22 protein-coding genes are annotated in these 20915 nt (G+C 43.7%); 2 read left to right on the plus strand and 20 right to left on the minus strand.

The annotated features are described in order from the left end of the window. Positions 1-100 precede the first annotated feature (100 nt). The 7 genes from N667_RS0101075 to rpsU all read right to left on the minus strand — a co-directional run bounded on the left by N667_RS0101075 (position 101) and on the right by rpsU (position 4596). Entirely contained in the window at positions 101-460 is a 360-nt protein-coding gene (locus N667_RS0101075) for a diacylglycerol kinase family protein (RefSeq protein ID WP_027407841.1), read from the minus strand. Positions 461-463: 3 nt separating this feature from the next. Continuing rightward, on the minus strand, positions 464-934 hold the full coding sequence (gene ybeY, locus N667_RS0101080) for an rRNA maturation RNase YbeY (RefSeq protein WP_027407842.1): 471 nt from the start codon (positions 932-934) through the stop codon (positions 464-466). A gap of 467 nt (positions 935-1401) precedes the next feature. Next, positions 1402-2364: a PhoH family protein gene (locus tag N667_RS0101085; protein WP_027407843.1), complete on the minus strand. Its 963-nt coding sequence runs from the start codon at positions 2362-2364 to the stop codon at positions 1402-1404. A gap of 3 nt (positions 2365-2367) precedes the next feature. Beyond that, positions 2368-3555, minus strand: a complete 1188-nt coding sequence (gene yqfD, locus N667_RS0101090) for a sporulation protein YqfD (RefSeq protein WP_027407844.1) — start codon at positions 3553-3555, stop codon at positions 2368-2370. An 18-nt stretch (positions 3556-3573) separates the two neighbouring features. Continuing rightward, positions 3574-3858 (minus strand): sporulation protein YqfC, encoded by a 285-nt coding sequence (yqfC, locus tag N667_RS0101095; protein ID WP_027407845.1) that lies wholly within the window; start codon positions 3856-3858, stop codon positions 3574-3576. Positions 3859-3961: 103 nt separating this feature from the next. Continuing rightward, positions 3962-4408: a GatB/YqeY domain-containing protein gene (locus N667_RS0101100; RefSeq protein ID WP_027407846.1), complete on the minus strand. Its 447-nt coding sequence runs from the start codon at positions 4406-4408 to the stop codon at positions 3962-3964. 14 nt (positions 4409-4422) lie between these two features. Beyond that, positions 4423-4596 carry a 30S ribosomal protein S21 gene (rpsU, locus tag N667_RS0101105; protein ID WP_027407847.1) on the minus strand — a complete coding sequence of 58 codons (174 nt, stop codon included), beginning with the start codon at positions 4594-4596 and terminating at the stop codon, positions 4423-4425. Positions 4597-4747: 151 nt separating this feature from the next. Here rpsU and N667_RS0101110 point away from each other — a divergent pair, with 151 nt between their 5' ends. Further along, positions 4748-5674: a Na/Pi symporter gene (locus N667_RS0101110; RefSeq protein WP_027407848.1), complete on the plus strand. Its 927-nt coding sequence runs from the start codon at positions 4748-4750 to the stop codon at positions 5672-5674. A gap of 1 nt (position 5675) precedes the next feature. On the opposite strand, the gene deoC is transcribed toward N667_RS0101110, so the two are convergent. The 13 genes from deoC to gpr form a co-directional block, all read right to left on the minus strand. Then, positions 5676-6347, minus strand: coding sequence for a deoxyribose-phosphate aldolase (gene deoC, locus N667_RS0101115; protein WP_027407849.1), 672 nt, complete (start codon positions 6345-6347; stop codon positions 5676-5678). A gap of 112 nt (positions 6348-6459) precedes the next feature. Beyond that, positions 6460-7815 (minus strand): tRNA (N(6)-L-threonylcarbamoyladenosine(37)-C(2))-methylthiotransferase MtaB, encoded by a 1356-nt coding sequence (gene mtaB, locus N667_RS0101120; RefSeq protein ID WP_027407850.1) that lies wholly within the window; start codon positions 7813-7815, stop codon positions 6460-6462. Between the two features lie 10 nt (positions 7816-7825). Then, a complete protein-coding gene (locus tag N667_RS0101125) occupies positions 7826-8575 on the minus strand; it encodes a 16S rRNA (uracil(1498)-N(3))-methyltransferase (protein WP_027407851.1) in 750 nt (249 codons plus the stop codon). 15 nt (positions 8576-8590) lie between these two features. After that, positions 8591-9529, minus strand: coding sequence for a 50S ribosomal protein L11 methyltransferase (gene prmA, locus N667_RS0101130; RefSeq protein WP_027407852.1), 939 nt, complete (start codon positions 9527-9529; stop codon positions 8591-8593). A gap of 8 nt (positions 9530-9537) precedes the next feature. Beyond that, positions 9538-10677, minus strand: a complete 1140-nt coding sequence (gene dnaJ / locus N667_RS0101135) for a molecular chaperone DnaJ (RefSeq protein ID WP_027407853.1) — start codon at positions 10675-10677, stop codon at positions 9538-9540. A 145-nt stretch (positions 10678-10822) separates the two neighbouring features. After that, entirely contained in the window at positions 10823-12652 is a 1830-nt protein-coding gene (dnaK, locus tag N667_RS0101140; protein ID WP_027407854.1) for a molecular chaperone DnaK, read from the minus strand. A gap of 21 nt (positions 12653-12673) precedes the next feature. Further along, entirely contained in the window at positions 12674-13186 is a 513-nt protein-coding gene (grpE, locus tag N667_RS0101145; protein WP_232223875.1) for a nucleotide exchange factor GrpE, read from the minus strand. Positions 13187-13368: 182 nt separating this feature from the next. After that, a complete protein-coding gene (hrcA, locus tag N667_RS0101150) occupies positions 13369-14403 on the minus strand; it encodes a heat-inducible transcriptional repressor HrcA (RefSeq protein ID WP_027407856.1) in 1035 nt (344 codons plus the stop codon). A gap of 85 nt (positions 14404-14488) precedes the next feature. Continuing rightward, positions 14489-15631 (minus strand): radical SAM family heme chaperone HemW, encoded by a 1143-nt coding sequence (hemW, locus tag N667_RS0101155; RefSeq protein WP_027407857.1) that lies wholly within the window; start codon positions 15629-15631, stop codon positions 14489-14491. Positions 15632-15697: 66 nt separating this feature from the next. Beyond that, the gene (gene lepA, locus N667_RS0101160; protein ID WP_027407858.1) at positions 15698-17527 is read right to left on the minus strand and encodes a translation elongation factor 4; all 1830 of its coding nucleotides are present in this window, start codon (positions 17525-17527) and stop codon (positions 15698-15700) included. Positions 17528-17645: 118 nt separating this feature from the next. Further along, entirely contained in the window at positions 17646-17972 is a 327-nt protein-coding gene (locus N667_RS0101165) for a YqxA family protein (protein ID WP_027407859.1), read from the minus strand. Between the two features lie 12 nt (positions 17973-17984). After that, a complete protein-coding gene (spoIIP, locus tag N667_RS0101170; protein ID WP_027407860.1) occupies positions 17985-19184 on the minus strand; it encodes a stage II sporulation protein P in 1200 nt (399 codons plus the stop codon). 78 nt (positions 19185-19262) lie between these two features. Beyond that, positions 19263-20381, minus strand: a complete 1119-nt coding sequence (gene gpr, locus N667_RS0101175; protein ID WP_027407861.1) for a GPR endopeptidase — start codon at positions 20379-20381, stop codon at positions 19263-19265. Positions 20382-20585: 204 nt separating this feature from the next. Between gpr and rpsT the strand changes: the two genes are divergently transcribed. Continuing rightward, a complete protein-coding gene (gene rpsT / locus N667_RS0101180; protein ID WP_027407862.1) occupies positions 20586-20852 on the plus strand; it encodes a 30S ribosomal protein S20 in 267 nt (88 codons plus the stop codon). Positions 20853-20915: the final 63 nt, after the last annotated feature.

The following is a 20915-nucleotide window of genomic DNA, read 5'->3' on the forward strand; positions in this document are numbered from 1 at the left end:
TTTCTAACTAGAGGAAAGAACTCCTCTTTTTCATTTTACAAGAAATTGAGAAAAATTTCATCTCTCTTCATGTAAATATAACAGAAAAATTCGAATTTTCTTATCTAATCATGTACGGTATAAAAATAATGCATCCTATCACCACAGCAATAATCGCGCTGACGAAAACCGCCCCAGCAGCTATATCCTTTGCCGCTTTTGCGAGCGGATGAATTTCTTTTGTCGCCAAATCAACGGCGCGTTCGATTGCTGTGTTGACCATTTCTAGGCTAATAACTAAACCAATTGTTAATAAAAGTACGAGCCATTCCCATTTGGTAATATGAAAAGTGCTAGCAAGAACAATGGCTAAGGCAGCAAAAGCGAGATGTATTTTCATATGTATTTCCTCTTTTACTGCCGCCACAATTCCCGACCAAGCATAAAGAAACCGTTTCCATCGTTTGCTTCTCTCGCTCATTGCCTAACGCCTTAATCCATATTGTTCAAGAATTTGTTCTTGTTTTGCAAACATTTCTTTTTCTTCTTCTTCTGTTTCATGGTCATATCCTAATAAATGCAAAAAGCCATGCACCGCTAAAAATCCGAGTTCACGCATTAGCGAATGGCCGTACTCTTCTGCCTGCTCTTTTGCTTTCGGAACAGAGATAATAATATCGCCTAACATCGGAGGCATCTCCGCTCCGACAATTTCAATTTCTCCTTCCCCCATTTCCTCTAAAGCAAATGAAATCACATCAGTCGGCTGATCTTTTCCGCGGTACTCCCGGTTAATGATACGAATGCGTTCATTATCAACGAACGAAACGCTTACTTCCGCTCCAGCGGGAACGTGCTCAACTTCCGCTGCATAATTTAACAGTTCTGCAATCAGATTGGTTTGATCTGCTGTTACCTCATTCGTCTCATCAATCCAATCAATATGTAGCCTCATCTTTTTTGCCTCACCTTTTCTTCAATTTTATAGCGAATCACAAGTGTTGTTGATCCATTATTTTACTTAAAAAAACAAAATAGTATGGCTAAACACTGGCTTTTCTGCCGAGGTCGGCAAGCATGGCTCCCTCGAACAATGAACGCTTTGCAGGCAAATGAATTTTGTCCGTTGATGTTATTGTTCAACCAGAGGCAGAAAAGCTAGGAATCAAGCAATGTTAATTGGTTTTTATTGGATAATCAACACACCTGATAGCGAATATAACTTTACGATAAAAAGAGACCCATTCTCGAAATGGGCCTTACATTGTTATTAGAGTGGCCAAGAACATGTTCAGTAAAATATTTCCATTACAGACGAGGTGCTGGCCGATTCGCTAAAGCCATTCATCTTACATGCACGCTTTCTCTTCTCATCATATCATAAACACACTTCAAAAGGAAAAATCAATATACTGATTCTCTTCATATTCCTGCACGATCGTACGCCTCGATGATTTTTCCGACAAGCGGATGACGAACCACGTCTGCCTGTTCTAAAAAGATAAAGGAAATTCCACCGACGGACGATAAAACTTCCTTCGCAGCTGCAAGCCCGGACTGGACGCCTTTTGGCAAGTCGACTTGAGAAATATCTCCTGTGATCACCATTTTCGATCCAAATCCTAATCGAGTTAAAAACATTTTCATTTGTGATGGTGTCGTATTTTGCGCTTCATCTAAAATGACGAACGCATCTTCTAGCGTGCGACCGCGCATATAGGCAAGCGGTGCAATCTCAATAGTTCCTCGCTCAATAAGGCGTTGTGTATGGTCGGTTCCCAATATATCGTGAAGCGCATCATAAAGCGGCCGCAAATATGGATCGACTTTTTCCTTTAAATCTCCCGGCAAAAAACCTAAATTTTCACCAGCCTCTACCGCTGGACGCGTTAAAATGATGCGCTTTACATGGCCATTTTTTAGCGCATGCACAGCCATGACAACCGCTAAGTACGTCTTTCCTGTTCCAGCTGGGCCAATGCCAAATACGAGGTCATGTTTTTTAATTGCCGCTACATAGTGGCGCTGTCCTAACGTTTTTACGCGAACCGGCTTTCCTTTTGCATTTTTTGTGATCTCTTCTTCATACAGTTCAGTAAAATATTCAAGCGTCCCGTTTTTCGCCATTTGAATAGCATACATAACATCCCGCTCGCTAACGGTGACTCCTTTGCGAATGATGATTAATAAATGGCGCAATATATCGTCAACGAGCTGAACATTTTCATGGCTCCCAGAGACATGTACGACTTCCCCTCTTGTCACAATCGAAACGCCTAACTCTTGTTCAATTCGTTTTAAGTGAACGTCATGAGTGCCAAAAAGGGAAATCGCTTCATTTGCATTTTCTAATTGTTGGCTTATTGTCACAAACTCTTCTGACATTCTCTAGTCTCCTTGAACAATAGGTTGTGGTATCGCAATATTTTCAATGACTTGATAATGAATCTCTACTTTTACTTTACCATTCTCTCTCACCGCATGCAAAACCTTTTCTCCTTTAATGGAAGCATCTTCCTCTAATTTTGTTTTTAGCTCGTTCCGCGCGATCTCTTTTGCTTTTTGAAACGCCTCATTCCACGAATAGGTTCGTTTTACTTCCTCTGTTTCTCGATAAATGACCCGCTCATAAAAGATCGGCAGTTCCCAACGCCAAAACCGAAACGCCTTTTTTTGCTTTTCAATTTTATAATGTTTAAACTGCGGGTTTTTAAATCCTTTGACAGGAATCGAAAAAAACTTCCCTGTTATATAATCTTTCTCAATATACTTTCCAGTAAACACATGAAAAACAGCATTGAGCGGTAGGACAACGCTAGACTTGTACCATGTTTCGCCAAAAATTTTTCCCCGGGCTGGCACGAGTTTCGTTTTGCCTTCTGTTCCAATAATCCCTGATACTAAAACTTGTCCTTTTGTTACATAGTCGTGAACAGACACAAGCGGCTGCCCTTCTTCAACAAACATATTAGTAATAACTGCCTTCTTTTTGGCTACTAAATGGCGGACAGGAATTTTTTCCGGTTCCTTCGGTTTCTTTTTTTCCACGACTTGAAAATAAAAGGTAGTCCCTTTTAATTCAACTCCTACCCATGTGATCGTTTCAATGCGTTCCGTCAATTTTTGCTGGATTGTTTCAGGAGGGGCAAGAAGAAATTGAAACGCTCCCCTTTCAACCCCCATTTGTTTTAATTCTTTTAAAATGCGGTACTCCGTTTCCGGTTTGGCACCTTGAACACGCATATCCCACACCATGTTTGAGAGCAAAAATACAACGGTAAAAAATAATAAAAGCCCAATAACAAACCCGCTATTTTTTATCGTCCTTTTCACTAAAAAAGGAAACCCGCTTCTTCCTATAAAAAAAATTTTACATTCGCTTTTTCGTACAACAGTACGCATGCGCGGTACATCTTTCAAAAGGATAAAAAAAGTTGCTGTATTTTCACTTTGTTTTCTGACGCTCCAAATATATATCCCGTTGCGTAAGCAAGCATTAATAAACCGTTCTACTCCTCTTCCTTGCACCTTAAGTTTTACGCTCCCGTAAAAAAAATTAAGCCATTTGTTCTTCATTGTCTTCCTCCTTGACCACTATTCCTCTAAATAGATTACATGGTTTATTTTTCCTTCGAGTAAAATTTCTTCCGGTAAAATGGTCTTAATGACAAACTGTTCACCGCGAACGAGCAGCTGCCCCTGTTTTAACAGCAAACGCAATTCTTTATCGCTAAATGTTAGCAAACCACGATGGTTTTCGATATAAATATGTATATGTCCAATCATCGTAATGCGAGGAAGGTCCATCACAAGATCGGCAGGCAGTTCCAATTGATTCGTTAACCAATTTCTCACTTGCTGGCGCCATTTTTTTACCATCAAAACGAACCCCCTTTCATCTCATACATATGAAAAAAAAGGGGCATATAGCACAACCGGCATAAAAAAAGAAGGTTTTGCTTTAAAGCAAAACCTTCTTTTTTTATGCCAGGTGTTGTTGAACAAGTTTGTTGACAAGTGAACCATCCGCTTTTCCTTTTACTTTTGGCATGATGGCTCCCATCACTTTTCCCATGTCCGCTTTCGAAGAAGCTCCAACTTCGGCAATCGTCTGCTTTACGATTTCCGTTAACTCTTCTTCAGTTAGCTGTTTAGGCATATATAATTCAAGTATACGAATTTCTTCTTTTGTTTTGTCGGCAAGGTCTGAACGACCAGCGTTTTCGAATTCTTGGAGGGAGTCTTTACGTTGTTTCAATTCGCGAGAAAGTACAGTCAGCTCTTCATCCTCAGACAGCTGGCTTTTGCCAAGTTTAATCGCCTCGTTTTGCAACGACGCTTTCACCATCCGAATGACGGAGAGTTTTTCTTTTTCCTTGTTTTTCATCGCTTGTTTCATATCATCATTTAAACGTTCAAGAAGACCCATAAATACACCCTCTTTTAATGCTTGCGCTTTCTAGCCGCTTCAGACTTTTTCTTGCGTCTTACGCTTGGCTTCTCATAGAATTCACGCTTTCTTGCCTCTTGCAACGTACCTGTTTTTGAAACAGCACGTTTGAAGCGACGAAGAGCATCTTCAAGCGATTCGTTTTTGCGAACGATTGTTTTTGACATTCTACTTCCCTCCCTCCGAACAACGCCACTTGCATTTGTGTTACTAGACATGTACTTGTCAATTATAATATATCCTTTACAGCAGGTCAACTAAAAAAGCTGTCATTCTCTCCCTCTCTTGTCCATACAATGGTGAAGAAGGGAGAGAAGCATGATGCATTTATTTATATTATTTTCCTTATATATAGGCATTTTCTTGCTTGGTATGTTTATGATGAAATCAGGCCTTTACATGCTTTCCGGCCATCGGTTAAAGAAATGGCTCATGCACTTTACAAAAACCCCTTTTCAAAGCTTTCTCACGGGCACGCTCATTACAGCGCTCCTGCAGAGCAGTTCAGCGATGATGGTGATTACTGTCGGTCTTGTCGCAACGGGCTATTTAACATTCCGACAATCGATTGGCATTATTTTAGGCAGCAATATCGGCTCAACGATTACAACCGAAATTATTACTCTTGATCTCGGAAGAGGCGCCATCCCTATGTTGCTGATTGGATCATTTCTTGTTTTTTTCGTTCGCCATCGCGTTGGCTATAGTATAGGAATGACACTCGCTGGGCTTGCTTGCTTGTTTTTTGCGATGGAAGGATTTAGCGCTCTTGCCAAGCCGCTTTCATCTTATCCTCTTGTCTACAAATGGCTAGAGCAAACGAATCACTCACATCTATTAGGAATCCTTGTCGGTACAGTATTAACGTCCATCATACACTCGAGCGCAGCCACCATCGGCATTACAATGGGGTTTCTCCATGAACGCTTGCTGAATGTGCCAGCAGGTATTGCCATTCTCCTCGGCGCCAACATCGGGACATGTGTGACTGGGCTTTTAGCAAGTATCGGGGCAAGCCGAGAAGCGAAATTAACCGCTTATACACATTTATGGTTCAACGTTGTCGGTGTCGGGCTGTTTTATTTTTGGATTCATCCGTTGGCCGCTTTTGTCGGCCTATTGACCCCGAAACCAGATGTGCAGCTTGCGCACGTCAGCGTCTTATTCAACGTCATTTGTTCTGTCGTTGCTTTGCCATTCACTCGTTCCATTGAATCATGGATTATGTTTGTACATAAAAAATAGATTAATAGTCAGATGAAGCTGTTTTCCCTTGAACAATCGCCGCTCCCGAACTTGTGCCGATTCGCGTTGCACCGGCCTGAATCATCGCTTCAGCTCCCTGAAGATCGCGAACGCCGCCCGATGCTTTCACGCCAATGTTTGGTCCAACCGCTTGCCGCATCAATGCGATGTCTTCGACCGTCGCGCCGCCGGTGGAAAATCCCGTCGATGTTTTCACATAATCAGCCCCTGCCTCGACTGCTAAGCGGCAAGCTCGCACTTTTTCTTCTTCCGTAAGCAGGCACGTTTCGATAATCACTTTAACAAGCGCTTTTCCTTTCGCCGCATCGACAACAGCGCGAATGTCGCGTTTCACCAACTCGTCATCGCCGTCTTTTAAAGCTCCGATATTGATAACCATATCGACTTCTGTCGCGCCTTTTTCGATTGCATCTTTCGTTTCGAACGCTTTTGTTTCCGGTGTATTAGCGCCGAGAGGAAACCCTATAACCGTACATACTTTAACATCTGTGCCCTTTAGAAGCTCGGAAGCAGTCACTACCCACGTCGGATTTACACAAACAGAAGCAAATCCATGTTTTTTTGCCTCTTCGCATAATTGAACAATTTGACTTTTTGTTGTATTCGCTTTCAATAGCGTATGATCAATCATTTTTGCAATGTTATTTGCCATATGAAGTATATCTCCTTTCTCCTGTTAAAGAAGTCTGACCTCAATCATCATACCATTTTTCATTTTCAAAAACTAGTTCCTTCAAACAAAAAACCCAGCACAAAACGCTGGGTTACGAACTTAATTTCATTTGTCCGGCTACCTCGTCCGATACAACGCGGACAAATTCCCCTTCGTTATACGGGTAGCCTGCCTTTGTAATTTTAACTTTGACAAGCTGACCGATCATTTCTTCTGTTGCTGGGAATTTTACTTTTAAGTAATTGTCCGTATATCCGACATATAAGCCGCTTTCCGGTTCTTCCTTATACCGCTCTTCCGGAATGACCTCAAGTACTTGTCCCTCAAATTGCGATGCATATTCTTTAGCGAGTTGGTCAGAAAGAGCGATAAGGCGATGAACGCGCTCGTTTTTCACTTCTTCGTCCACTTGATCTGGCATACGAGCTGCAGGCGTTCCATTTCGCTTCGAATACGGGAACACATGGAGTTCTGAAAATTGATTATCACGAATGAAGTTGTACGTTTCCATGAACTCTTCTTCCGTCTCCCCAGGGAAGCCGACGATGATATCAGATGTCACAGCCAATCCAGGCAATGCTTCACGCAATTGCGCTAGCCGCTCCGCAAAAAATTCCGTTGTATACTTGCGGCGCATTCGCTTCAAGACGCTGTTTGAACCGGATTGAAGCGGAATATGCAAATGGCGGACAATCTTATTGGATGTTTTCAGCACATCGATCACTTCATCCGTAATTTGGCTTGCCTCAATCGATGAAATGCGAAGCCGCTTTAAGCCGACAACTTGCGCATCAATATCGCGCAGCAATGCCGCTAAATTGTAATCTTTCATATCCTCTCCGTAACCGCCCGTGTGAATGCCAGTTAGAACAATTTCTTTATAGCCGGCATCTACGAGCTGCTGCGCCTGGCGGATCACTTCCTTTGGATCGCGGGAACGCATGAGGCCGCGCGCCCATGGGATGATGCAAAACGTACAGAAATTATTGCATCCTTCCTGAATTTTTAAAGATGCGCGCGTGCGGTCTGTAAACGCAGGAACGTCCAATTCCTCATAGACGCGCGTTTTCATAATGTTTCTTACACCGTTAATCGGCTGGCGCTCCCGCTTAAATTGTTCAATATAGTCAAGAATTTTAGCACGGTCTTGCGTTCCAATGACAATATCGACGCCAGGAATCGCCATGACTTCTGCTGGAGAAGTCTGCGCATAACAACCGGTAACGCAAATAACGGCGTCAGGATTTTGCCGGATCGCTCTCCGGATGACCTGCCGGCTTTTTTTATCCCCGGTGTTTGTTACTGTACACGTATTAATGACATACACGTCAGCCTGGCTTTCAAATTCCTTCCGCTCATAACCTGCCTGCTTAAATAGCTGCCAAATGGCCTCTGTTTCATAATGATTCACTTTGCATCCTAACGTATGAAAAGCCACTGTTGCCAATGTTCTCACCTCACCTTAATTCCCACTCATACGATGCAGCAGCTAGTACATAAAGGGGAGCCGTTTCCGTCCGCAAAATGCGCGGGCCAAGACCACATAGCAAAAAGCCGCAATCATGTAATAAACGTATTTCATGCTCGGAGAAACCTCCCTCAGGCCCAAACACAACAAGTAGCGACTCGCCCGGTTTCATTTGACATAAAATGCTTCGCAAAACAGATGTTTCGCCTTGTTTTGCCTCTTCTTCATATGCAACGACACAGTGATCCATTGCCTTGGCAAATTCAATTAATTGCTCGATAGTCATCGGCTCATAAATATCAGGAATTCGCGTGCGCTGCGACTGCTCGGCAGCTTCTTTGGCGATTTTTTTCCATCTATCTAGCTTCTTTCCGGCTTTTTTCTCTTCCCACTTCACGACAGAGCGAGCCGAAAGAAGAGGGATAAAGGAAAATGCGCCAAGTTCTGTGCCTTTTTGGACGACAAGCTCGAATTTATCTGCTTTTGGCAACCCGTGCGCAATATAAATGCGAACAGGAAGTTCCCTCTGTTCTTCTACCCATTTTATAATGCGAAGGGTAAGATTCTCACTGGAAATTCGTTCAATTTCACACAATGCTGCATGACCTTTTTCATCGCAACAAATGACGGTGTCACCTTCGTTCATGCGCATGACGCGTACCATATGGTGATAATCGTCCCCCACGATGACGATTTGATTATCAATGACTTGGTCGCTTGAAACAAAATACCGTTGCAAACCGACACCTTCTTTTCATGCTTTTCTTGCGATTAATGCAACCCAGTCTTCCATGACAAGGGTTTCCTCAATGACAAATCCAGCTTTGATGAGTCCGTCTTTTACTTCTTGCTTTTTCGCTTGAATAATTCCTGATGTAATAAAATAACCGCCTTGTTTTAACAAACGATGCGCATCATCTACAAAACGCAAAATAATCTCAGCTAAAAGATTCGCTACAATAATATCGACCGGTTCCTTTACGTTATCCAGTAAATTCCCCTGTGATACAGATACCGTATTTTGCACTTTGTTCAATTTCACATTCAGTTTTGCGCTGTCAACCGCAACTGGATCTAAATCGAGCGCTTTTACTGATTTCGCTCCGAGCATAGCGGCTGCGATGCTTAAAATACCTGATCCGGTTCCAACATCAATAACATCATCGTTAGAGCGTACACATTTCTCCAACGCCTGAATACACATGACCGTTGTCGGATGGGTTCCTGTGCCGAATGCCATGCCAGGGTCCAATTCGATAATAAACTCATCGCTTGAAACCGGCTCGTACACCTCCCATGTAGGCACAATCGTAAACTTTTCTGAAATTTTCACAGGGTTGTAATATTTCTTCCAAGCTGTCGCCCATTCTTCTTCATTTACTTCGCTAATGGTAATTTTATTTCTTCCAACGTCGATATTATAAAGCATTAAGTTATTAATTGCTTGTTTGATTTCTTCTACGGTTTCGCCCAAAAAGCTGTTAACAGGCAAATACGCTTTAATAATAACCCCTTCATCTGGATAGTCATCGGGGTTGAGCTCATAAATTTCCCCAAACGCCGTATCACGCTCTTTTGTTAAATCAAATGGATCTTCAATAACCACTCCGCCAGCGCCTGCTTCATGCAAAATATTCGAAATCGCCTCAACCGCTTCCTGCGTCGTATGAATGCTAATTTCTGACCATTTCATAAATGTGTTTATTCCCCTTTAAATGCTTTTTTCACTTTCTCAAAAAAGCTGTCATGTGGCCCTTGGTGCATGCTGTGGCCACCTAACTGATCGAACTCGCGCAGCAATTGTTTTTGTTTTTCTGTTAATTTCGTCGGTGTCACGACGCGAACGATCACATGCTGATCCCCATGTCCGTATCCGTGCACATTTGGCACACCTTTTCCTTTCAGTCGGAATTTCGTTCCTGTTTGCGTGCCAGCCGGAATTTTCAGTTTTACTTTTCCGTGAAGAGTCGGCACTTCAATTTCATCACCGAGAGCGGCTTGAGCGAACGTCAATGGGATTTCACAATAAATATCGTCGTCATGGCGTTCAAAAAATTCATGCGGTTCCACGCGGAACACAATATACAAATCGCCAGCAGGACCTCCGTTTACTCCCGGTTCTCCCTGCCCAGCAACGCGTAATTGTTGACCATCATCGATTCCCGCTGGAATTTTCACATGAATTTTTTTCCGTTTTTTCACGCGACCGCTTCCGCCGCATGTCGCACATTTCTCTTTAATGAACTGCCCTGTACCGCCGCAGTAATGGCAAGCGCGGCGATTCACAATGCGGCCAAACGGCGTAGCCTGTTCAATGCTGATTTGCCCCGTTCCACGGCAATGCGAGCAAGTTTCTTTCTTCGTTCCCGGCTTCGCTCCAGAACCGTGGCACGTCTCGCATGTTTCCTCGCGCGGAATTTCAATGTCCGTTTCTTTCCCGAACGCGGCTTCCTCAAACGTTAACGTCATCGTATATTGCAAGTCGGCTCCTGCTCTCGGGGCATTCGGATCGCGCCGTCTGCCGCCGCCAAAGAAAGAGTTGAAAATGTCTTCAAACCCGCCAAAACCACTAAAGCCGCCAAAGTCAAAATCGTCGCTTCGGAATCCGCCGAAGCCTTGATTCGGATCGGCGTGGCCAAATTGATCGTAATGGGCCCGCTTCTGGTCGTCGCTCAATACTTCGTAAGCTTCTTTAATCTCTTTGAACTTTTCTTCCGCATCCGGCGATTTATTAATATCTGGATGATATTGTTTGGAAAGTTTTCGGTACGCTTTTTTGATTTCATCTTTTGTCGCTGTTTTGCTTACTCCGAGAACTTCATAATAATCTCGTTTCGTCATCATCATCCACTCCCGATTCACTCACATAAAGCTAATTGTATCATTGATTTATTTATCAATGCAATAGATCATCTCTATCTCTACATCTTTCCACTAGAAAAAAAGTCAAAGCCAAGACAGGCCTGACTTTGACTTTTCGCTATGTTTACTTATCATCTTTAACTTCTTCAAACTCCGCATCAACGACATTGTCGTCTTTTTTCTCTGCGCCTTCCGCACCTGCTTGTTGTGCTTGCGCCTGTTGCGCCGCTTGCTGGTACAATTTGACCGACAATTGTTGAACGATTTCTTGGAGCGCATTTTTCTTTGTGCGAATTTCTTCGATATCTTTTTTCTCCAACGCCGCTTTTAACGCATCTTTCGCTTCCTGCGCTTTTTTCACTTCAGATTCGTCAACTTTTCCTTCAAGTTCTTTCAACGTTTTCTCCGTCGTGAACACTAAATGGTCGGCTTCATTGCGAAGCTCGGCTTCTTCTTTCCGCTTTTTATCCGCTTCCGCGTTTTCTTCTGCTTCCTTCACCATCCGCTGAATTTCTTCTTCTGACAGACCGGATGAAGATTTAATCGTAATCGACTGCTCTTTATTTGTGCCTAAATCTTTCGCGCGTACATGCACAATGCCGTTCGCGTCGATATCGAACGTCACTTCAATTTGCGGAACACCGCGCGGCGCTGGTGGGATGTCCGTTAACTGGAAGCGGCCGAGTGTTTTGTTGTCTGCCGCCATTGGGCGCTCTCCTTGCAAGACATGAATATCTACAGCTGTTTGGTTGTCCGCGGCTGTTGAGAAAATTTGCGATTTGCTTGTTGGAATCGTCGTATTGCGCTCAATCAGCTTTGTGAATACACCGCCCATTGTTTCGATACCTAATGAAAGCGGCGTAACGTCAAGCAATACAACATCTTTTACGTCGCCGGCAATGACCCCACCTTGGATGGCCGCACCGATCGCTACAACTTCGTCAGGGTTCACGCCTTTGTGCGGTTCCTTGCCGATTTCTTTTTTGATCGCTTCCTGAACCGCTGGAATGCGCGTAGAACCGCCGACAAGAATGACCTTGTCGATATCAGCTGGTGTTAATCCGGCATCTTTCAACGCCTGACGCACAGGGCCCATCGTGCGCTCAACAAGATGAGCGGACAGCTCTTCGAATTTCGCGCGTGTCAATGCCGTTTCTAAATGGAGCGGACCCGTTTCATTCGCGCTGATGAACGGCAACGAAATTTGTGTTTGCGTAACACCAGAAAGGTCTTTTTTCGCTTTTTCAGCGGCATCTTTTAAGCGCTGTAACGCCATTTTATCTTTTGCTAAATCAATGCCGTGTTCTTTTTTAAACTGTTCCACTAAATAGTCGATAATGACTTGGTCGAAATCATCCCCGCCAAGATGGTTGTCCCCGGCTGTTGCTTTTACTTCGAATACGCCATCTCCCAACTCCAAAATCGACACGTCAAATGTACCGCCACCTAAATCGTACACAAGGATCGTTTGGTCTTCATCCATTTTGTCAAGACCGTAAGCAAGCGCTGCGGCTGTCGGCTCGTTGATGATGCGCTCCACTTCTAATCCAGCAATGCGCCCTGCGTCTTTTGTCGCTTGGCGCTGCGCATCGTTAAAATAAGCCGGAACAGTAATCACCGCTCTTGTTACAGGCTCTCCTAAATACGCCTCTGCATAAGATTTTAAATATTGTAAAATAATCGCCGAAATTTCTTGTGGCGTATATTGTTTTCCTTCAATTTCCACTTTGTAGTCCGTACCCATGTGGCGCTTAATAGAGATGATCGTGTTTGGATTCGTAATCGCCTGACGCTTCGCCACTTCCCCTACTTGGCGCTCCCCATTTTTGAACGCCACAACAGAAGGAGTCGTACGGTTTCCTTCCGGATTTGGGATAACCTTTGGCTCACCGCCTTCTAGCACCGCTACACAAGAGTTCGTTGTTCCTAAGTCAATGCCGATAATTTTGCTCATCGATATCACCCTCCTATGACGTTATTGACTCACCTTTACCATCGCTGGACGAATCACGCGATCTTTTAATTTATACCCTTTTTGGAATTCTTCTACGACCGTATTCGGCTCGTAATTGCCATCTTCGGCTTGCATCACCGCTTGGTGCAAATGCGGATCAAACGGCTTTCCGACCGATTCAATCGCTTCAACGCCTTCCTTTTTCAACGCTTCCATCAATGAGCGATATACCATTTCCATCCCTTGCAAAATCGATTTCGCCTTTTCGTCCTCTGCTTCAATTTTCAAAGCCCGTTCGAAGTTATCTAACGCAGGCAAAAGATCTGTTACTAAGCTTTGAGCGCGATATTTTTCTGCCGCCTCAAATTCGAGTCTTGTGCGACGACGAAAATTATCAAAATCCGCATGTAAGCGGAGATAGCGATTTTCCAATTCTTGCAACTTTGTTTCAAGTTCTGCAATTTTTTCATTCGCAGCTTCTAACTCTTTGTTTTCTACAGATTTGCTTTCATTTTCTTCTAATTGCGATTCCATCGCTTCCGCCTCTTGCGGTTGTTCATATGTAGTTTCTTCTTCCACTTGGATCATATCTTTTTGTTCCTTTTCCACCGACTTCACCTCCCTTAAATGAGCAAACGGTTATGTATAAAAAAGCCATTCACAAGGAAAGGATGGGGTGTCTTGCACCGACCATCCATTATCCAATATGACCAATGCTAGCTGTTTTGATACCAGTCTGTCAATGCCGTCGATAAGTCGGACGCAACGCGCTGCAAAATGGCGATTACTCGGGAATATTCCATGCGAGTCGGTCCAAGGATCGCGATCGTTCCTAACTGCTCTTCGCCCGCTGAGTAAGTGGCGGTAATTAAGCTGCAGTTTTCCATACCGCTAAGCTGATTCTCGCGACCGATTGTCACTTGAATTCCCTTTTTGCTGTTTTGCCGCAGCAGGCGATAAAAATCCTTTTCCTGCTCGATCATTGCCATTAAAGAACGGATTTTTTCAATGTCGTTAAACTCCGGCTGGATCAGCATGTTCGTTTTGCCCGCAAAAAACATTTTTTCTTCTTGCGGGATGTCAAGCGTCTCAGCGATTGTTTTCAACATGCTGTCATAGCTGTAAATATGGGTGCGTAGCACATTGGCTACCTCTCTATAAATTTTATCTTTTAGCTCGGCAATGGATACGCCAACTAAACGCTCGTTTAAAATGTTGACCATTTTTTCTAGGTCAGAAGCTTCTACAGACGCCGGAAGCGTGATCATGCGGTTTTCCACGTGCCCCGTGTCCGTTACAATAATGGCCACTGCTGTTTCTCTATTTAAAGGGATAATTTGCAGCCGTTTAAGCCGATTATCTTTTACCGCCGGACCAAGAACAATCGATGTGTAGCTCGTCAAATCAGACAAAATTTGCGCTGATTTTTGGACGATTTTCTCTAATTCATAAATCCGTTCAGCAAAAATGGATTTGATTTTCCTCATATCGTCCGGCGTAAGCCGCTCCGGTGACAATAGATGGTCAACATAATAACGATAGCCTTTTTCCGACGGCACTCTCCCTGACGAAATGTGCGTCTTCTCGATATATCCTAATTCCTCTAAATCAGCCATCTCATTTCGAATCGTCGCTGAGCTAAACGTAATTTTGTCTTTTTTGGACAACGTCCGGGAACCGACAGGCTGACCGTAACGAATAAAATCATCAATAATCACTTGCAAAATAAGCAATTGGCGATCGGTTAACAAACTATCACCACCTCTGTTAGCACTCACATACATCGAGTGCTAAATCTACTATTAAAGTATCAAATCCGCTCGTTCCTGTCAACGTCTAGATTGTTCCGATGAACGCTTGAAACACTTCGTTTCCAAGCAATTTCCCCCGATGGGTAAGACGGATATGGCTTTCTGTTTCTTCTAATAGTCCTTTTTGTTTTTCTCGTTCAATGGGCTCTTTAAATACGTCATTAAGCGAACGAAGAAATTTTTCAGCAAATCGTTGCTTCGAAACCCCTTCCGTTTTACGGAGCCCTAAAAACATTTCTTCCTCCATCCGCTCTTCATGCGTTACCTCGTGGCGCTCTACGTACGGAACGCTCGTTTTTTCCACCAATCCGATGTATTTTTTTAGCGGGCCGGCATTGACGTTCCTCACCCCATTGATATAGCTATGTGCCCCCGCTCCGATCCCGTAGTACTCTTCGTTGTTCCAGTACGTAAGGTTATGGCGGCTTTCAAACCCTGGCCGTGCGTAGTTGCTGATTTCATATTGCTTATATCCATGACGCTCCATTTGCTCCATAATTTCCTCATACATTTCCGCTTCTTCCTCTTGGCTAGGCAGCAAAAGGCGCCCTTTTCTCATTAAGTTATAAAACACCGTTTTGGGTTCGATAATGAGCGAGTAAGCTGACACATGCTGAACATCAAGCGAGAACGTCATCCTTAAAGTATCGCGTAGCTGTTCGATTGTCTGCCCTGGCAACCCGTACATGAGGTCGATGCTGATGTTGGAAAACCCTATATTTTTGGCCATTTCAATCACTTGGAGTACATCTCGTTGACGGTGAGTGCGCCCAATTCGCTGCAATAATTCATCGTCAAACGTTTGTACACCGAAGCTTAGCCGGTTTACCCCAGCGTCTTTTAATAACTTTAACTTTTCTTGCGATAGTTCATTCGGATTTGCTTCAAATGTAAATTCGACGTCTCCAGCTGCAAACGGAAGATGCTTATGAATGCTGTTTAAAAAGAACTCAAGTTGGTGCATTTCAAGTACGGTCGGCGTGCCGCCGCCGACAAAAATTGTATGAAGCTTGCGCGTCGGAGCCATTTCGAGCGTGTGCTTCATTTCTCGCTCCATCGCCTGCAAGTATTCAGCGACGGGCTGGCCTTTGAAAAATACTTTGTTAAAGTCGCAATAATGACAAATTTGTGAGCAAAATGGAATGTGCAAATATATTGCTCGAATCAATCTATATCTCTCCTTATTGATAACAAACGAGGCTATCCCACCGGAATGAGACAGCCTCGCATGCCATTATTTTTTATTATCATCCATTTTAAGCACAGCCATAAACGCTTCTTGCGGAACCTCAACCGATCCGACTTGCTTCATTCGTTTCTTTCCTTCTTTTTGCTTTTCTAGAAGCTTGCGTTTACGCGATACGTCACCGCCGTAACATTTCGCTAACACGTTTTTGCGCAACGCTTTAATGGTCGATCTTGCAATAATTTTATTGCCGATCGCTGCCTGAACCGGCACCTCGAATTGTTGGCGCGGAATTAAATCTTTCAGCTTTTCGACGATGACCTTGCCGCGATCGTACGCTGAATCGCGGTGAACGATAAAGGAAAGGGCATCGACTTTTTCGCCGTTGAGCAAAATGTCCATTTTAACAAGCTTTGAAGGCTTATAGCCAATAAGCTCATAATCGAAAGACGCATATCCTTTTGTGCTCGACTTTAAAATGTCAAAGAAGTCATACACAATTTCCGAAAGCGGAATTTCATAAATAAGCATGACGCGCTTTTCGTCAAGGTATTGCATGTCGACAAAGATGCCTCGTTTGCCTTGGCATAGCTCCATAACCGCACCGACAAAATCGTTCGGCACCATGACCGTCGCTTTTACGTACGGTTCCTCGACACGATCAATTTTTTGCGGGTCCGGCATGTTGGACGGATTATCGACTTGTACTTCCGTCCCATCCGTTAAATAGACTTTATATACAACGCTTGGCGCCGTCGTAATTAAATCAATGTTAAATTCGCGTTCAATGCGCTCTTGAATAATCTCCATGTGCAACAAGCCTAAAAAGCCGCAACGGAACCCAAAGCCAAGCGCTTGAGAGGTTTCCGGTTCAAATTGCAGCGCTGCATCGTTTAATTGCAATTTTTCTAACGCTTCGCGCAAGTCGTTATACTTCGCTGTATCAATTGGATACATACCGCAGAATACCATTGGATTTAAGCGGCGATATCCTGGAAGCGGTTCAGCGGCCGGATTTTTTGCATCGGTGATCGTATCCCCTACACGTGTATCGCTCACGTTTTTAATCGATGCTGTTAAGAAGCCGACATCGCCAACTGTTAACTCATCGACCTGTTTTGGCTTTGGAGTAAACACGCCGACTTCGACGACTTCAAATTCTTTTCCGGTCGCCATCATTTTAATTTTTTGCCCCGGTTTAACCGTCCCTTCGACAACGCGGATATAAGCGACAACCCCGCGGTATGAGTCGTAAAGCGAGTCGAAAATCAACGCTTTTAACGGCGCATCCGGGTCGCCGGCCGGCGCCGGCACTTTCTCGACAATTTGTTCTAAAATCTCTTCGATGCCAATACCAGCCTTCGCTGATGCCAATACCGCTTCTGAAGCATCCAATCCGATAACGTCTTCGATTTCTTGGCGGACGCGCTCCGGCTCGGCACTTGGCAAATCAATTTTATTAATGACCGGTAAAATTTCTAAATTGTTATCTAGCGCCAAATAGACGTTCGCCAATGTTTGTGCCTCGATCCCTTGCGCCGCGTCCACAACAAGGATTGCACCTTCGCAGGCGGCCAAGCTGCGGGACACTTCATACGTAAAATCGACGTGCCCTGGCGTATCAATTAAATGAAAAATATATTCTTCCCCGTCTTTCGCTTTATATTTCAATTGAACGGCGTTGAGCTTAATTGTAATGCCGCGCTCGCGCTCTAGCTCCATTGAATCTAGCATTTGATCTTTCATTTCTCGCTGTGAAAGCGCCCCTGTTTTTTCAAGGATGCGGTCTGCTAGAGTCGATTTCCCATGATCGATATGAGCAATAATAGAAAAGTTACGAATTTTTTCTCTTCGTTTTAATCTTTCTTCACGATTCATCTTTTTTCACTCCTACTGTCCCCGAAACTACACTAGCTTTGATTATAGCAACACAATTGTCAAGATTCAATGAGAGAAGAAAAAAAGTCGGGGAAGAAACCCGACTTCATTTAATGAGTTAGCTAAGAAACGAAAGAAGTTCGCGCATGGAAGAACGAACGGCTTCCGCTAAACGTTTTCCTAGTTCTGAAAACATATTGAACATTTTCATTTGCTCTAGTTTTTTCTTTTTTTCATCCACATTTTCAACCGTGACCTTATTCCCCATTACCATCGCTTCAAGCTTTCCGTCCTCATCTTTTGATAAATGAAGCACTGTTTGAAACGATGGATCATGATACCCTTTCATTTTAACCATGCCTTCATTGGCCTGCTGCATTCCAAGCAACACACCGAAAAAAAGGAGAACGACGACTGCAAAAAACTGAATGGTAAACCTCACCATTTTATTTCCCCCTCACTGCTTTTGAGCCGGTGCTGGCGCTTGCACTTTTTCTGCCTGCCAGTAGTACTCACTGAACGCCTCGGCAACTGCTGCAGTTGTTCGGAACAATTCCTCAAACGTATTATCAACCCCTCCAACTTCAATTAAAATCGCATTCCCTGATAGATCTTGGTTAAACTTCCCATTCGTTTCCGCCCCTTTTTTCTCGATGACTCCGCGGCTTAATCCTGGATATTTTTTTTGCAACAAATGATGAAGTTGTGTAGCTAATTGCAAATTCTTTTCATAATTCGGATTTTCCCCACCAATAATAAACGCCACGCGAGCATAATTAACTCCATTAATTGTTGTAGTCGTATATTTGCGCCTTCTAGAATCGCGGTGGATATCAATCAAATACTGCAAGCTGCGATTATGTGCCATCGCCTGCACAACCACTTCCCTCGACATATCGTACGATTGATAGTACTTCATCCCTTTTTTAGATAACTCCCCTTGAATATCAACAGGGCTTTCTTCCGCTCCAATCCCCCGCTTTTCCAGTTCCTCAGCTAGCTTTTGTCCTACTTTTGTAACGTTTACAGTGCGATGAAAAGCAAGATCTGGATTCGTCGTTCCTTTCAAAGCAGGCAAATACGATTCGTACGTATGCGTGCTATAAATATAAACCACTTTCTTTCCACCAGTTGTTTTTGTTGGCGGTGGTACGGGCTTCTCATCTTGTGCTTCATTCGCTTTTTCTAGGTTTTCCAAAGACGCTTCTCTTTCAGCGAGCATGACCTCAAGCGGCGGCGCTGATTCATAAGGCATAGTTGTATAGTCCGTTCCTTCTCCTGCCACCACAATTTTACTGTCGTATAAAGCAAAACCGGGAAGTTCGCTTCCAAGCAAACTGCGCGGGTCATCCGGATTGATGCTTGTCATCATTCTAAATAAAATGGACGAATAGTTCATTTTTTGTCGTTCCTTCGGCAAGCTTTGCAAAAAATAATGATTTTCAAAACTAAATAAATGGATAAACGCCTCCTCGGGAAAATGGTTTGTTACGCTATTAACAGAAGAAGAGGAAAGGCGATATTCCGGTTTTAGCGAGGTCATTAAACCGACGAATGTAAACATCATCATCCATCCTAAAACCGCTAAAATCGCTATTTTTTTGATACTTGTCCCATGAATGGTAACGACCATTTGCCGAGAACGTAGCCGCTTCATGCTCTCACCCTTTCTAAGCTTGTCTACTAATTTAACAGTATGGCCAAGCTTAAAAAGATAGAACATCTTTTTGAACGATTAATGCGTGTAAGACCCTGTATTGCTTTGGTCAATCTGGTTGTGAAGCGCCGCGTTTAAGCCGCTTGCTAGCAAATTTGCCATATCTTCAATAAATGTATCGACTTCTTTCGGCGTCACCATCAAATTATGCCCAAGTGGTGCCAACACTTCGTGGATCAACGCGCGTTTTTCATCATTGTTGAGTGTGCCGACCATTCCAAGAAACGTCGACCGTTGCGACTGTGACGGAAGATCTTCATCGGTCAATTTTTTTCGTTTGCCAAATAACCATCCTGCCGGAGCCAAAGCGTTCGACGGACGATGTCCTTCTTTCATCTCCCGGCCAAAATGTTTCAAAAGAAAATCGATTGTATCACTTGTAATCGACACCGCGTCGACAACGGTTGGCACACCGATCGCAATCACTGGAATTCCAAGTGTTTCTTTACTCAGCTCTTTTCGCTTATTTCCTACCCCTGATCCCGGGTGAATGCCTGTATCGGAAATTTGAATCGTAGCGTTGACACGCTCGATCGAACGCGCAGCCAGCGCATCGATGACAACTACGAAATCAGGTTTTGTTTTTTCTACAACGCCGCGAATAATGTCGCTCGTTTCAATTCCTGTCGTTCCCATAACTCCCGGAGCGATAGCGCTCACAGGCCGGAACCCCTCTTCAACACTCTCCGGCTGAAGCTGAAATAAATGTCTAGTAATCAGTAAATTTTCGACCGTTAATGGTCCGAGGGCATCAGGCGTCACATTGTCATTACCAAGCCCCACGACAAGGCAGCTTGCTTTATCTGGAATGTTCAACCGCCGCAAAAACGCATGAAATTCTTTGGCGAATACTTCCTCTACCTTTTTTTGCAGTTCCGTATCTTGACTGCGGATTCCTTGCGCTTCGATCGTTACGTACATTCCTGCTTTTTTGCCGATCGATTTTGCTCCATCGTCGTTCACTTCCACATATGACAATTTAATACCGTCGACTTCGCGGTCGTGAATGACGACTCCTTCCACTTGTGAAGATGCTTCGCTTTTTTGTTCCAATCTTTCTTCTATCGCGATTTCATGCGCTTCAACCGCTAAATCCGTCCGGACCGAATATACGCTAAGATCTAATGGGTGATCCATCATCTTCCTCCTTTTTACATCATTTTTATTTATTGTCGCCGCTTTACTCTTATTTCATTCGGCAATCAGTAAAGTATTTTTGCTTGAATAGTCTTGCATAATTGAAATGTGTTTGATAGAATATCTCTTGTTCTTGATATGTCTATATCGCTAAATACGACAAAAGAATAACGTATATGGACAGCATTACGGAGGTGAAAGACATTGGCAAATATTAAATCTGCTATTAAGCGCGCAAAAACAAGCGAAAAACGCCGTGCTCACAACGCTGCAGTGAAATCAGCGATGCGCACAGCGATTAAAAAATTTGAAGCGCTTGTAGAAGCAAAAGATGTAGAAAAAGCGCAAGAAGCGTTTGTCCTTGCTTCTAAAAAATTAGACAAAGCGGCAAGCAAAGGATTAATTCATAAAAACGTAGCTAGCCGCCAAAAATCTCGCTTAGCGAAAAAATTAAACAGCATCACAGCATAACAACGCATAAACGACCTTTTGCAGAGGTCGTTTTCTTTTTTCTAAACGATCGTTGCTTGTTCA

Origin of the sequence: Anoxybacillus tepidamans PS2, assembly GCF_000620165.1 — a bacterium.
Lineage (GTDB): Bacteria > Bacillota > Bacilli > Bacillales > Anoxybacillaceae > Anoxybacteroides > Anoxybacteroides tepidamans_A.